At 40.6% G+C, this 13,939-nt stretch carries 10 protein-coding genes and 2 riboswitches; of the genes, 8 read left to right on the top strand and 2 right to left on the bottom strand.

The window, feature by feature from the left end:
• Window positions 1-134: 134 nt before the first annotated feature.
• A complete protein-coding gene (locus tag EA341_RS11230) occupies window positions 135-2,693 on the bottom strand; it encodes a M14 family metallopeptidase (RefSeq protein WP_293014265.1) in 2,559 nt (852 codons plus the stop codon).
• An 89-nt stretch (window positions 2,694-2,782) separates the two neighbouring features.
• Here EA341_RS11230 and EA341_RS19000 point away from each other — a divergent pair, with 89 nt between their 5' ends.
• Window positions 2,783-3,016: a PLD nuclease N-terminal domain-containing protein gene (locus tag EA341_RS19000; protein WP_367127339.1), complete on the top strand. Its 234-nt coding sequence runs from the start codon at window positions 2,783-2,785 to the stop codon at window positions 3,014-3,016.
• Window positions 3,017-3,018: 2 nt separating this feature from the next.
• Window positions 3,019-3,192 (top strand): PLDc N-terminal domain-containing protein, encoded by a 174-nt coding sequence (locus EA341_RS11225; RefSeq protein ID WP_293014263.1) that lies wholly within the window; start codon window positions 3,019-3,021, stop codon window positions 3,190-3,192.
• Here EA341_RS11225 and EA341_RS11220 read toward each other — a convergent pair.
• Window positions 3,166-4,101, bottom strand: a complete 936-nt coding sequence (locus EA341_RS11220) for a TIGR01777 family oxidoreductase (protein ID WP_293014260.1) — start codon at window positions 4,099-4,101, stop codon at window positions 3,166-3,168. The two genes, EA341_RS11225 and EA341_RS11220, sit on opposite strands and share 27 nt — an antisense overlap.
• Window positions 4,102-4,204: 103 nt before the next feature.
• Window positions 4,205-4,271, top strand: a riboswitch (Fluoride riboswitch).
• Window positions 4,272-4,318: 47 nt separating this feature from the next.
• On the opposite strand from EA341_RS11220, the gene EA341_RS11215 reads away from it, so the two are divergent.
• From EA341_RS11215 to EA341_RS11190, 6 genes are all read left to right on the top strand, one after another.
• Window positions 4,319-5,617, top strand: coding sequence for a voltage-gated chloride channel family protein (locus EA341_RS11215; RefSeq protein WP_293014257.1), 1,299 nt, complete (start codon window positions 4,319-4,321; stop codon window positions 5,615-5,617).
• A gap of 280 nt (window positions 5,618-5,897) precedes the next feature.
• The gene (locus EA341_RS11210; protein ID WP_293014254.1) at window positions 5,898-8,711 is read left to right on the top strand and encodes a pitrilysin family protein; all 2,814 of its coding nucleotides are present in this window, start codon (window positions 5,898-5,900) and stop codon (window positions 8,709-8,711) included.
• A gap of 70 nt (window positions 8,712-8,781) precedes the next feature.
• On the top strand, window positions 8,782-9,405 hold the full coding sequence (pnuC, locus tag EA341_RS11205) for a nicotinamide riboside transporter PnuC (RefSeq protein WP_293014251.1): 624 nt from the start codon (window positions 8,782-8,784) through the stop codon (window positions 9,403-9,405).
• Window positions 9,398-9,928 carry an ATP-binding protein gene (locus EA341_RS11200; RefSeq protein ID WP_293014247.1) on the top strand — a complete coding sequence of 177 codons (531 nt, stop codon included), beginning with the start codon at window positions 9,398-9,400 and terminating at the stop codon, window positions 9,926-9,928. The genes pnuC and EA341_RS11200 overlap by 8 nt, the downstream gene beginning before the upstream one ends.
• Window positions 9,929-10,059: 131 nt before the next feature.
• On the top strand, window positions 10,060-11,124 hold the full coding sequence (locus EA341_RS11195; RefSeq protein WP_293014245.1) for an acyl-CoA desaturase: 1,065 nt from the start codon (window positions 10,060-10,062) through the stop codon (window positions 11,122-11,124).
• 148 nt (window positions 11,125-11,272) lie between these two features.
• Window positions 11,273-11,369, top strand: a riboswitch (TPP riboswitch).
• A 167-nt stretch (window positions 11,370-11,536) separates the two neighbouring features.
• Window positions 11,537-13,933, top strand: coding sequence for a TonB-dependent receptor (locus EA341_RS11190; RefSeq protein ID WP_293014242.1), 2,397 nt, complete (start codon window positions 11,537-11,539; stop codon window positions 13,931-13,933).
• Window positions 13,934-13,939: the final 6 nt, after the last annotated feature.

Below are 13,939 nucleotides of genomic sequence, written 5' to 3'. Positions count from 1 at the left end.
CTTTGTGGTGAAAATTAATTAACCACAGAGGCACTAAGAACGCAAAGAAAAACATTTAAAACTTTGTGTCTTCGTGCCTTCGTGGCAAAAAACCTGCAACTTGACATTACAGGGCTTTTCAATTTCATTATTCCTTACCTTGCTGTTCCTGTGTTGATGGTTTGTCCAAAAAACACCGCATTCATAAACAGCTTATTGGTACCAAACCAGAAGGCTCGGAAATTAGGATTGTCTACAAAACCAATGACCTTTCCCCTTCCTTGAGCAGAAACCCTAATAGCACCTGTATCCTTCATTTTTTCAAGATTGCTAGGATGTACGTATCCACTTGCCAAAGGAGATGAAGTATAGATCAATGGGTTCGCATAGGCATTTTCTGAAGGCTCCATAAACAAGTTACTGTTCCTGAAAGTATACATTTCAGACTTTGTATAACCGTATCCTATTGGATGGGTGATGTCCAAGTTTACATTGAAAATCGCTCCTCCAGTCACTTTCGCTCCGCTTGCACGGCTATAGTCGGCATAACTCCTCTGTACTTCCTCATTTTCATTATTTGCTTCCTTAAATTTAAAAGATCCTATACCGTTTTCATCCAACCAGGAAAGCGCATAAGCTCTCGCTATCAGTGTCCCTCCACTGTTTACCCAGTTTTTGATTTTTTCAGTTGCTGTTTTTCCCAATGAATTGTAATTTCCATTCGGCATCATAATAACATTGTATCGGCTTAGGTCTGCACTTGATAGTCTATCTACTGACAACAAAGTTGCTGAGATTTCAAATCGTTGATCTAAAAGATGCCAGGTTTCTCCTGCCTCAGAACTATTCACTCCTCCTTCTACCAATATTGCTATCGTCGGCTTTTCCAAGACATCAATGCTCGGAGAACCAATATTAACACCTTTGGTATAACCGGTATTGACCGCATGGATATCAATCCCAGTTTCTTTGGCAATAGCTTTTAAAGCTTCGAAAAACTCACCATCAGAAACTTTAGCTTGTCCTTTACTGACAAGGATACTTCCTCTACCCATGGTTCCTCCTTCTGGAATGGTAATTTCCTCATGAGCTACACGTACCAGAAACCCTTTATCCATTAAAGCATAAGCCGCTTTTGGGGCATAATACTCTCCCCATTGAAAAATATAGCTGTACGCGCCGCTTTCCCCAATGACCTTTCCTTCCTGCAGTTTCAGGTCCTTTGATACCTTTTCTACATTAGCAAGGTTGAGAATTCTACTACTCAATGCCATATAGTCGAGGTTAAAAGCCATGGGCATTGTCCATGCAGATACGTCGTAAAAAAGGCTATCTTCGAAAGTAGTTCTTGTCTCAAAAATGGATTTGATCAGCCTGTACTGAGGTTGATTGAGAGGAACGATATATGCTTTTTCTTTTTTGAATTCCACTCCATTGACTGTGATATCTTCCTGTAAGCTGAACAATTCAGTATCATGCTGTAAAATGATATCCGCCAAGTGGAAAGCTCTCCCGGCATCTTCTTGAGCACCGAAAATAAAAGCTTTATTGGAATCTTCTTCATATTCGGATTTTACCTGCTCATAAAATTCTTTCATGTAAGTATTCAACTCCACGCGCATATTTCTAGCCGCCTCAAAAGATGATAAGGTGGTGGTAAATTGATTCCTTATTGTAAAGGCAAAGGTCAGGGGTCCGTAATTACTTTCCTGAACATGTCCCCTTGAAGAAGCTTGCTCAAATAGAATCCCTATGGAACCTTGTACATCAGGATAGGTGGAACCTTTACCATAATAAAAATCATCAAAACTTTCCTGTGTATAATAGAGAGAACCTATTTTATCCAAAAACTTGGCGTGGTATTGACCTATTTTTTCCGTTAGGGTAAAATTCTTTTTTGGAGTCAAAGGGTGATTCCTTGCTGGAATTCCAGGCTGGAAAAAGAAAGTGGAATTGGTACCCATTTCATGGTGGTCCAGCTGAATATTTGGAAGCCAATCCTGATATTTCGCTACCCTATTTCGTGACTCAGGATGCTGCACTGGCAACCAATCCCTGTTCAGGTCAAACCAATAGTGATTGGTTCTTCCACGTGGCCAGGCTTCATTGAACTCCCTGCTATTGGGGTCTGCATTCAACGTATAACTTTTGTGTGTATTTACCCAAGAGGCAAAGCGGTTGACACCATCAGGATTCATTGCAGGATCCAGGAGGATGACAATATTCTCTAAGTCATCTGAGATTTCGTTGGCTGCAGCAAAATGATAAGCTGCCAAAAGTGCTGCATTGACCGCACTTGGCTCATTTCCATGCACCGAATATCCAGCCCACATGACCAATGGAATATTTTCCAAATCCACTTGGGCAGAAGGATCCCTCAACTTTCTCCTTTCTTCCTTGATTTCATCCAGCTTACTATGATTGCCTGGAGAGGTGATGGTAAGGACGGTTTGTGGCCTTAGCTCATACGTTCTTCCAATAACCTCAAAACTCACCCTATCGGAGGCTTCGGCTACGGCTTTCATATATGTAACCACCTGATCATGAGTAGCATGCCAGTCACCCACCTCAAAACCCAAAACCTCTTTTGGAGTAGGAATGGCAGGGTCATAAGTATGCCCTTCGGGTAGGTAATATTTCAGGTCGTTTTGAGCCTCAGCTATCCCGAAGAATAGCAGCATAAATGTAACGATTGGAAGTAATTTTCTATTCATGGTTTTTTATTTTCTATTACTTGATTCAGTTCTAAATAAAAAAATTAGTTACTTTCGAATGTTTGCTAAAATAACAGTAATTTGAATGAATGCATAATACAAATATGACAATGGGTAGTGTAATGATTTTGGCAGTGCTTTATGGAATTCTTTCCTTTTGCGCAATTTGGGACCTTTCAAAAAAAGATCAAGCCCAGAATTCTGACAAAATGATATGGCTGGCTTTGATACTTTTTATGCACCCAATTGGCCCTTTTTTGTATTTCCATTTTGCCAATAAGAAAAGAAGAAAATCTATATTTCAAAGACACTACCCCTCCTGAATATGTTCGGACTCGGAATCATAGGATTGCTTATCTATGCTTACACTATTTACGATGTGCTCACCAGTAATTTTGGGCCTGGAAATGATAAGATTGTATGGGTGCTAGTTGTGATTTTTCTACCCTTTTTAGGCACATTACTGTGGTTTTTAGTGGGAAAGCGATCCGCGAGATGAGGGCTTATCTTCTCCTTGGGCATAAATTTTCTCAAGTGCTTCATCAAGTCTAGGGTATCTAAATTCAAAGCCGGTTTCCTGTATTTTCTTTGAGGAAACCCTGTTACCACCTAAAACCATCTGAGCCATTTCACCCAAAATCAATTTAAGCCCGAATCCCGGCACTCCAAAATTGATAAGTGTCTTACTGATCTTTTTTGCCGCCTTTTGGGTAAGTTCGGCGTTGGTACTTGGGTTTGGACCCACAGCATTAAAAATGCCCTCAACCTCTTCTTTTTCCAAAGCAAATACAAACATCCTGGCTAGGTCATCCACCTGAATCCAACTCATCCATTGCTTTCCTGAACCCAATGGGGCTGCTACCGGAGGTTTCATCATTTCTACCAGAGCGCCACCTTCTTTTGCCAGTACAATCCCAATACGCAGCATGACAGTCCGGACACCAAGCTCTTTAACCTTACTGACTTCATCCTCCCAAGCTGTAACCACCTGTGCCAAAAAATCACTGCCTGGAGAAGCCTTTTCATCCTGCAATTCTTCCCCGGTATTGAAACCGTAAAAGCCTACCGCAGAGGCTGAAACAAAAACTCCTGGTTTGTTGGACGACTTTTCCATAGCATTTTTGAGTAAAGCTGTGGACATGGTTCGGCTTTGCAAAATGGCCTTTTTACGCTCGGCAGTCCATCGCTTATCTGCCACACCCGCTCCAGCGAGGTGAATAATACCATCTGCCCATTCAATAGCCTCTTGATCTATTTCCTGTTTTTTGAGGTCCCAATGAAAAGATTTTTGATCATAATCTCCAGGACTACGGCTAAGCCAAGCCACCTCGTATCCTTTTCTTTCTAAAAGTCCAGTTATCTTTTTCCCTATCAAACCGGACCCCCCGGTAATCAGTATGTGCTTCATGTTTTTCATCATCATATTACAATCCTTAAGATAATCCTTTGTTTTGTAATCAATAAAATTCAGCAAAATATTTATGCTTTTTGGCAATAAAAGCTATTTTTGTCAGGATATAGGTGATGGGGTTCCACCTGAAACCGCTTCTTTTGAATGCTGATGACTCCTACTTCAACACTTGCTGTTTTTTTGACAGCAAATAAAAACCTATAAATAAACCTATATGTTGAAGAGGATTTTATCTTACCTGAAAGCAGAAAAATTTTTCAAAAAAGAATTCTTTCCCAGTTTCATTTTCACAATCAAATGGCTACTCATTGCTGGGATAGTCGGTTTTCTGGCTGGCTCTGCTTCAGCTTTTTTCCTTGTTGCTTTGGATTTTGCGACAAATTACCGGGAATCAAATCTTTGGATAATCGCTTTGCTACCTTTGGGAGGTCTCATTATCGGCTGGAGCTACCACAGGTTTGGAGAGTCTGTGGTCAAAGGGAATAATCAATTACTTGAAGAATTTTACAACCCCCAAAAAACCATTCCACTCAGAATGGCTCCATTGGTACTTTTCGGAACCATAGCCACCCACCTATTTGGAGGTTCTGCAGGACGTGAGGGAACTGCTGTGCAAATGGGAGGAGCCATAGCAGATCAATTTACCAAATGGCTAAAACTGACCAAAGAAGACAGAAAAATCCTAATCACTATAGGAGTTGCTGCTGGCTTTGCTTCCGTATTCGGCACACCATTGGCAGGAGCAGTCTTTGCATTGGAATGGCTTGTAGTAGGGAGAATTAGGTATGAATCCATTTTACCTGCTTTTCTTGGTGCTTACATTGCAGATTATGCCTGCGCTGAATTCTGGCAGGTACACCATACTCATTATGAAATCCCTTTTGTTCCAAATATAGACATCCCGACCCTACTCTGGATTATCCCGGCAGGAATTTGCTTTGGACTGGCCGGAAGGATTTTTGCAAAAGCAACCCACCTTTGGTCAAAAGCATTTAAAACATATATCAGCTACCCCCCTCTACGACCTGTACTAGGAGGTGTAATGGTCGCCTTATTGGTTTTGGCCATGGGTACGACAAAATATATAGGCTTAGGAATCCCTACCATAGTAGATGCTTTTTCTGAAAATCTTCCCTGGTATGATTCCTTTGTCAAGATATTTATGACTTCGCTGACTCTTGGGGCAGGGTTTAAAGGAGGAGAGGTAACCCCATTGTTCTATACAGGAGCCACTTTGGGCAATGCACTTTCCGGAGTTATTCCATTGCCTGTTGCCTTGCTTGCAGGAATGGGGTTTGTAGGTGTTTTTTCAGGAGCTACCAACACCCCTTTAGCCTGCACACTGATGGGTATAGAACTTTTTGGAGCCGAATCAGGCATCTTCATCGGGGTGGCCTGCGTCGTTGCCTACATTTTCAGCGGACATGCAGGAATCTACAATTCCCAGGTCATTGGCAGTCCCAAAAGTTTCAAAGCTAAAACAAGCAAAGGAAGGAAAATCGGGGAGCTTTAGCTTTTTTGAATTTTCAAAATAGCATATTTTAGGATTTTATTTTTGAAATTCAATCCTTAGTTTTAATAGTCACACAAGATTTTTTTTTTATGAAATACCAAGACAAGTATCGCAGCGAATCTTTTCAAAGGATTTCAGCATACATTTCCAACAATCAATTAAATTGGAAAGACGATACGTTTTATTAAACCTAAAATATAATAGGCCAGTTAAAAAGAGGCCTGACAATCAGTCTTTTTCTAAAAAAACATTTCTTAGAAGTTACTCCCAAATATTCATTATGATACAAAAAAATCTAAACCCTTTCTATCTACTCCTCCTTTTTTTTCTCCCCTTTTTCACCCTTGCCCAATCCGACCTTTCCGAAAAAGTCCCACTCGATCCACGTGTAAAAAAAGGAACTTTAGAAAACGGTTTGGTCTACTATATCCAACAAAACCCCAAACCTGCCAACAAAGTAGAATTGAGGCTTGCTGTCAATGCCGGTTCTGTTCTTGAAAGGGAAGATCAGCTCGGATTGGCCCATTTCACCGAACATATGGCCTTCAATGGCACCGAAAATTTTGAAAAAAATGAACTGATCTCTTACCTCCAATCCATAGGGGTTTCTTTTGGTGCAGACCTCAATGCTTATACGGGTTTTGATGAGACAGTCTATATTTTACCCATTCCCTCTGATGATGAAGAAAAACTGAAAAGTGGTTTTCAAGTATTGCGGGACTGGGCAGGAAACATTTCCATGAAGGGTGAGGACATTGACAGTGAAAGAAGCATCATCGTTGAGGAGTGGAGAACGGGGCAGGGTTATAGTCAAAGAATGCGGGATCAATATTTACCCAAACTCCTATTCCAAAGCCGCTATGCGGAAAGATTGCCCATAGGAGATATGGAAATCGTCAAAAATTTCGAACATGAAACCCTCCGGGATTTTTATAAAGATTGGTATAGACCCAACAACATGGCCGTCATTGCCGTGGGAGATGCCGACCCTGCTGAATTGGAAAAGATGATTCTGGAATTCTTTGGGGATTTGAAAAATCCGGAGAATTATCCCGAGCGAAAATTCTTTGAAGTCCCAGAACATGAGGAAACCTTTGTGAGCATAGTAACAGACCCTGAAGCACCTGGCATTCAAATCCAATTGTTCTACAAGCATCCTCCTCTCTCTTTTCATACCAAAAATGATTATAAACAATATCTCATAAGGACCTTATACGCTGGAATGCTTACGCAAAGGCTGGATGAAATCAGGCAAAAACCTGATGCCCCATTTATTTTCGCAGGAACAGGGTATGGCAACTATGTCAGAAGCATGGATTATTTTTCAGCTTCTGGTGTGGTAGCCCCTGGAAAAGTAACTGATGGCATACAAGCATTGGTTACCGAAAATGAAAGGGTTGCACAGCATGGCTTTACACAGGCTGAACTTGATAGGGTCAAACGTTCTGTGCTCAACAGCGCAGAAAGATCATTCAAAGAAATGGACAAGGCAGAATCAAGATCTATTGTAGGCCGTTATGTGAACCATTTTTTAAAAGGAAATTTCGCCGAGGGTGAAGAATGGAAATATAATTTTTACCAAGAAATACTGCCCCTTATCACTTTGGAAGAAATCAATGCCCTGGCTGGGGAATTGGTACGCAATGAAAACCGGGTAGCCATCATCATGGCCCCTGAAGAACAAAAAGAAGACCTACCCAACGAAGAACAGATAGCAGCACTTTTTGACAAGTTGGAATCCTCAAATTTGGAACCTTACATAGAAAAGGAGTTGGCTGATCAACTGATGGGTTCTCCTCCAGCTTCTGGGAAAATAGTATCGAAGGAGGAAATTGAATCAGTTGGGATTTTTGAATACCAGCTCTCCAATGGAGCAAGAGTATTCTTAAAGCCTACAGACTTTAAGAATGATGAAATTCTATTTTCCATAGTTGGAAAAGGTGGAGTTTCTGTATATCCCGATGAGGACCACTATTCAGCCAGCTATGCTGGTGTCATGGTCAATGTCATGGGAATTGGTGATTTTTCTCCATCAGATTTGAGAAAAATTCTGGCAGGAAAAACTGTTTCAGTAACTCCTAATATAGGCACATATAATCAGACTATTTCCGGATCCTTTTCCCCAGCACAATCAGAGACAGCCTTACAGCTGATTCACCTCTATTTTACCGAAACAAGGCTTGACCGGGAATTATTTGATGTCTACATTGCTAACCAAAGAACACAAATTGCCAGTGCTGCCGGTAATCCAGACTACCAGTTTTCCAAACAGCTGAATAAGATCATTGCCAATGGCAACCTTCGGGCGATGGGAATCTATGAGGCTGAAGAGTTGGATAAAATATCAGTAGAAAGAGGACTTGAAATTTTTGATGAGCGTTTTTCCAACGCCGCAGATTTTGATTTCTTTTTTGCAGGAAATATTGATCCTGAAATTTTCATCCCACTTTTAGAAAAATACATAGCTAGTCTCAAAGGCGACCCTGATAATACCAAGGATTTTGTGGATATGGGTATCCGTGCTCCACGCGGAAAGACTGAAACCATTGAAGTAGGATCCGATGAAAAAAGTCAGGTGATCCTGTTTTTTTCAGGAGAAACCCAGTACGACAGAAGTCGGGCCAGAGACATTTCTTTTCTTGGAGAAATACTGACAATCAAACTGATAGAAAGTCTTAGAGAAGAAATCGGAGGTGTATACGGTGTGGGAGCAAGTGGAAGCATGACCATACAGCCTGTAGATCAATTTTCTTTCTCCGTCAGTTTCCCCTGTAGTCCAGACCGTGTGGACGAACTGATTGAGGCTACTTGGAATGAAATCAGGAAAATTCAGGAAAATGGACCCGAAGAAGATGATCTAAAAAAGGTCAAAGAAAAAAGAAGAATAGCCCTAGAGGAGAACTTAAAAAGAAATAATTATTGGATTGCACAAATGAATACGGTAAGGAATTATAATCTGGACTGGAAAGACCTATTAAATGGTAAAGAAAGTATTGAATCAGTAAACTCACAAAGGATACAGGAAGCGGCTCGAGAGTTTTTAACAAAAGAGAACCTTTTGGAAATCAGGAAATACCCAAAAGCATCAGATTAAAAAAACTCTTTCAAAAAGTATTTATCATGGTTAATTTTCCAAAACAGTAATTTCTGCTTTCCTTCGCTTTATGGACTTACAGTGGATATGGACCGGGATTGAACAAGGAATAGCCGAAATGAGTTTGCTGGAGGGTGTTGCGGTAATTTTTGGAATTGCCAGCGTGATCTATTCCATCAAGAAAAATATTCTTGTCTTCCCCACCGGAATGGTCAGCACGCTCATTTATGTCTATATCTGCCTGGAATATAAACTCTATGCAGATATGGGTATCAACGCTTACTATTTTGGCATGTCAGTTTATGGCTGGTATCTATGGAGCAGGCCAACTGGTGAGAGGGAGGAATTACCGGTAACATGGTTGAGTAAAATGGGAATAGTCAAATCCATTGTCTTATTTTTAGGTTCATATGCGGTCCTATATTATGTATTGGCCAACTTTACAGATAGTGATGTACCTTATTGGGATTCATTTACCACATCATCAGCATTTGTAGGCATGTGGTTAATGGCTAAGAAAAAAGTAGAAAATTGGATAGCATGGATCATCACTGATATTGTTTCCGTTCCACTTTATTTCTATAAAGGCCTCATGTTGACATCTTTCCAGTTTTTATTTTTCACTGTTTTGGCTACCATCGGATTGATAGAATGGATCAAAGCAGCAAAAAAGGAACAAAAAGCCTATGCTTAAGAAAGTGGTAGTTATAGGTCCGGAATCAACCGGTAAAAGTACCCTTTGCGAGGCGCTTGCCAAGCATTTTCAATGCCCCTTGGTTCCGGAATATGCCAGACAATACATAGACTTATTAGACCGTCCATACATTTTCGGTGATTTGGAGAAGATCGCGAGGGGACAAGTTCTCTTAGAAGAACAGGCACTAAAAAAGACAGATAAGTTGGTCATTTGTGATACTGACCTTCATGTTTTAAAGGTCTGGAGTGAACACAAATATGGAGAGGTTTCCCCTTGGATTCTTCAACAGATCACCCAGAGAAAATATGACCTTTACCTCCTTACCGACATAGATGTACCTTGGGCTGATGACCCACAGCGAGAGCATCCTGAACCCCTCATGAGAAAATACTTTTTTGATTTATACCAAAATCTCATTCAAAAATCAGGAGTTCCGTATACTATACTATCGGGAGAAAATAAAGCAAGAGTTAAGAGAGCCATTCATCGCATTGATGAACTGTTAGTAAAAATTAACTGAAGCATAACAAAAGGATTCCTTTGATCACTGCATAAATCGACAAATAATCGGTATCTTTGAACAGAATGTAAGATGATCACCCAGCTTGTTTTTCGTTCGAATACAATAATTATCAATTCAATTTTATTAAGATGCGTCCCCCTAGATTCAATGCCGCATCCTCCTTTCATTCAGATTTAAAAGGGAGGGTCAAAAATTACTTTACAGAGAAAAACATCAGTCCTACCGGAAATTCCAAATTATACTTTAAGGCCATCTTAATGGTGACGCTTTATGTAGTTGTCTTTATCCATCTGGTATTCTTCACTCCTTTTTGGGCAATTGCCTTGCTTGAGGCAATACTACTTGGAGCTTTAGCAGCTGGGATAGGCTTCAACGTTATGCACGATGGGGCACATGGAAGTTTTTCCAAAAAATCCTGGGTCAACGAACTTGCAGGTGTTACGATTAATTTCTTGGGAGCAAATGTGTTCATGTGGAAAACCAAACACAATGTAGTACATCATTCTTTCACCAATGTAGATGAAGTGGATGACGACATGAATGCCAGACCTCTTTTGAGGCTGTGTCCCAATCAAAAAAAATATGCTATCCATAAGTATCAGCATAGGTATTTCCTTCTGGTTTATTCCATCTTGTATATCTATTGGGTATTCTTCACAGATTATAAGAAATATGTGACCAAAAAAGTAGGTACTACACCCATTCAAAAGATGGATGTTAAAGAGCACGTGGTTTTTTGGGGATTTAAAGCAATACATATTTTGCTGTTTGTAGCCTTACCGATTTATGTTGTCGGTTTTCTACCGTGGTTGGTAGGTTTTCTTGTGTATGGTATTTCTACAGGGATTTTCCTAAGTGTAGTTTTTCAATTGGCTCACTCCCTTGAAGAAACTGAGTTTCCTATGCCAGATAAGGACTCCAATAAATTGGAAAATGATTGGGCTGTACACCAGTTGAAAACGACAGCAAATTTTGCTACAAAGAATAAAGTCTTATCCTGGATGATCGGCGGATTGAATTTTCAGATTGAGCACCACCTTTTTCCAAATATCTCTCATATCCATTATCCAGCTATCAGTAAAATCATAAAAGATACCTGTAGAGAGTATAATATTGCCTACATAGAGCATCCAAAAATGCGAATGGCATTTGCTTCCCATGTAAATCATCTCAGACACTTGGGGAGATCCTAAAAATCAGCAAAATGATGAAATCAATGCCGGACATAAACCTGTCCGGCATTTTTGTTTTTATCCTCTTCCCTTTACAAAATTCAACCTTCCCGATTTTTATAGCAGGTTAATTATTTGCTTCATACACTTTTCAAATTACCTTTGTGCCCAAGATCATTAGGGGTGCCTTAACAAAACGGGCTGAGATCATACCCACAATACCTGATCCGGGTAGTGCCGGCGAAGGGAAATGAGTAACTGAAGATTGCAGAAATACCAAAACCTAGGATATAGGCATCAAAAGCCAATATAAGCATGCATGCTAAAGGTAAATCTGAATGCTTTGGTAAAGGGTAAACAACTGGAAGAAAATCCCCCTTGATTTTCTGATGTTTAACCAAAATCTCCGGAAAACCGGAAAGTACAAATCAACATGAAAAATATAATTTGCATTCTTGCCTTTTGGCTGGTATCCATGATTACTATGGCGCAGTCAAACCTGCGCGGAGTAGTTCAAAGTAGCTCGGGAGAAGAGCTTGTTGGTGCCAATGTCATTTTAAGTGGTACAGGGAGAGGCTCTACTACAGACCTAAATGGAAAATTTCAAATCAGAAATATTCCTGACGGTAATTATACGCTCAGGGTCACTTATTTGGGCTATGAGCCATTTAGCAGGGAAATCACTTTCCCCAGCACAGAAGAATTGGAAATCACCTTACAATCAAGCAGTCTTCTGACTGAGGAATTTATCGTGTATGCCACAAGAGCTACGGATAAAACTCCCACCACCTTTACCAATATAGACAAATCAGATATTGCCAAACTGAATCTTGGGCAAGACATTCCTATTCTGCTGAATTTCACGCCATCAGTTGTGAGTTTTTCTGATGCCGGTGCAGGTGTTGGGTACACTGGTTTGAGGATCCGAGGCTCTGATCAGACCAGAATCAATGTGACAGTAAATGGTATCCCACTCAATGATGCTGAGTCACATGGCGTATTTTGGGTTAATATGCCTGATTTTGCCTCCTCAGTGGATAATATTCAGATTCAAAGAGGGGTAGGAACCTCCACCAATGGTGCGGCAACTTTCGGTGCCAGCCTGAATATCCAGACTGACACAAGACAGGAGGAGGCCTATGGGGAAATAGATAATTCATTTGGATCCTTCAATACCAGAAGACACATGGTCAAAGTAGGTTCAGGCTTGATCAATGACAAATGGGCATTTGATGCCAGGTTATCTCAGATAAGCTCTGACGGTTATATTGACAGGGCTTCTTCTGATTTAAGATCATACTTCCTATCAGGAGGCTATTATGGCGAAAATCACGTGGTGAAATTGAATATTTTCTCAGGGGCTGAGGTCACTTACCAAGCCTGGGAAGGAGTACCACAAGCCTTATTGGAAACCAATAGAACATTCAATCCCTATACCTACGACAATCAGGTAGACAACTACAGACAGACACATAATCAATTGATTTATACAGGTCAATTTGGACCCAACTGGAAAGCCAATGCTGCTCTTCATTATACATATGGCAGGGGCTTTTTTGAACAGTTCAGGACCAATGACAGATTGAGCAATTATGCCCTACCACCTCTACAGATTGGAGGAGAAAGCATTGCAAGAATGGACCTTATACGAAGAAGGTGGCTGGACAATGATTTCTATGGCGCAGTATTCTCTCTCAATTATTTGTCTGATAATAAAAAGCTTGATGCCATCATTGGTGGTGGTGCAAACCGATATGATGGAGACCATTTTGGTGAACTGATATGGATGCAATATGCTGGTGATGTCAATATCAGAGATAGGTATTATGACAACAGAGCCGTCAAGGATGACTACAATATATATACAAAAGCGACCTATGAGGCAGTTGATGGACTTTATGTTTTTGGAGATCTTCAGTACAGGCGTATAGATTATACCTTTGACGGTATCAACAATGACTTGAGGGATATTTCAGGAGAAGTTACCTACAACTTCTTCAACCCAAAGTTCGGGCTTACTTACCAACCAGATCCTAGCAAAACCTGGTATGCTTCCTATGCAGTGGCCAATAGAGAACCTGTAAGAAGGGATTTTACAGATAGTCCGATTGTAGACAGGGCTCCTCAAGCAGAGAACCTTCAAAATATTGAAGCTGGGTATAAAAGACAGGGTTCTGGATTTACGTATGCTGCTAACCTTTACTACATGAATTATAGGGATCAATTGGTTCTTACAGGACAGCTCAACGATGTAGGGGCTTATGTGAGAGACAATGTTGACAATTCTTACAGAGCAGGTATTGAAGTAGAAGCTGCGTATCAGCTATCCAGTAAATTCACCATCGGCGGTAATGTGGCCTTCAGCAGAAATAAAATCGAGGAGTTCCGCGAATTTATTGACGATTATGCCGCCGCTGAATTCCAGCAGGAAGTGATTGTGCATAGGGACACAGATATTGCCTTTTCTCCAAATACAGTAGCTGCTGCAATTCTTGACTATCGCCCAATCAAAAACCTTGAAATCAGCCTCCTCAACAAATATGTAGGCAGTCAGTTCATGGACAATACCCAAAATGAAGACAGGATGTTGAACGCATTCTGGACTTCTGACCTGAGGTTTAATTATGCCATGCGTCCGAGATTCGTAAAAAATTTAGAATTCACCTTATTGGTAAACAATATCTTCAATCAACTCTATGAACCAAACGGATATACCTTCAGCTACTTCCTACCTGCCGAAGGAGCTTCGGGTAGGGAGTTGATAACAGAGAATTTCTATTACCCACAGGCAGGCACAAACTTCCTGGCCGGTGTCAAAATCCTATTTTAACAAAAT

The sequence above is a fragment of the Mongoliibacter sp. genome, assembly GCF_007692705.1.
GTDB lineage: Bacteria > Bacteroidota > Bacteroidia > Cytophagales > Cyclobacteriaceae > Mongoliibacter.
The sequence above is the reverse complement of the archived record's forward strand: the minus strand, read 5'-3'. Positions and strand labels throughout refer to the sequence as shown.

Coding starts and splice junctions, on each gene's coding strand:
- EA341_RS11210 (WP_293014254.1), top strand. CDS start 5,898: ATGATACAAAAAAATCTAAACCCTTTCTATCTACTCCTCCTTTTTTTT.
- EA341_RS11200 (WP_293014247.1), top strand. CDS start 9,398: ATGCTTAAGAAAGTGGTAGTTATAGGTCCGGAATCAACCGGTAAAAGT.
- EA341_RS11190 (WP_293014242.1), top strand. CDS start 11,537: ATGAAAAATATAATTTGCATTCTTGCCTTTTGGCTGGTATCCATGATT.
- EA341_RS11215 (WP_293014257.1), top strand. CDS start 4,319: ATGTTGAAGAGGATTTTATCTTACCTGAAAGCAGAAAAATTTTTCAAA.
- EA341_RS11225 (WP_293014263.1), top strand. CDS start 3,019: ATGTTCGGACTCGGAATCATAGGATTGCTTATCTATGCTTACACTATT.
- EA341_RS19000 (WP_367127339.1), top strand. CDS start 2,783: ATGCATAATACAAATATGACAATGGGTAGTGTAATGATTTTGGCAGTG.
- EA341_RS11230 (WP_293014265.1), bottom strand. CDS start 2,693: ATGAATAGAAAATTACTTCCAATCGTTACATTTATGCTGCTATTCTTC.
- pnuC (WP_293014251.1), top strand. CDS start 8,782: ATGGACTTACAGTGGATATGGACCGGGATTGAACAAGGAATAGCCGAA.
- EA341_RS11195 (WP_293014245.1), top strand. CDS start 10,060: ATGCGTCCCCCTAGATTCAATGCCGCATCCTCCTTTCATTCAGATTTA.
- EA341_RS11220 (WP_293014260.1), bottom strand. CDS start 4,101: ATGAAGCACATACTGATTACCGGGGGGTCCGGTTTGATAGGGAAAAAG.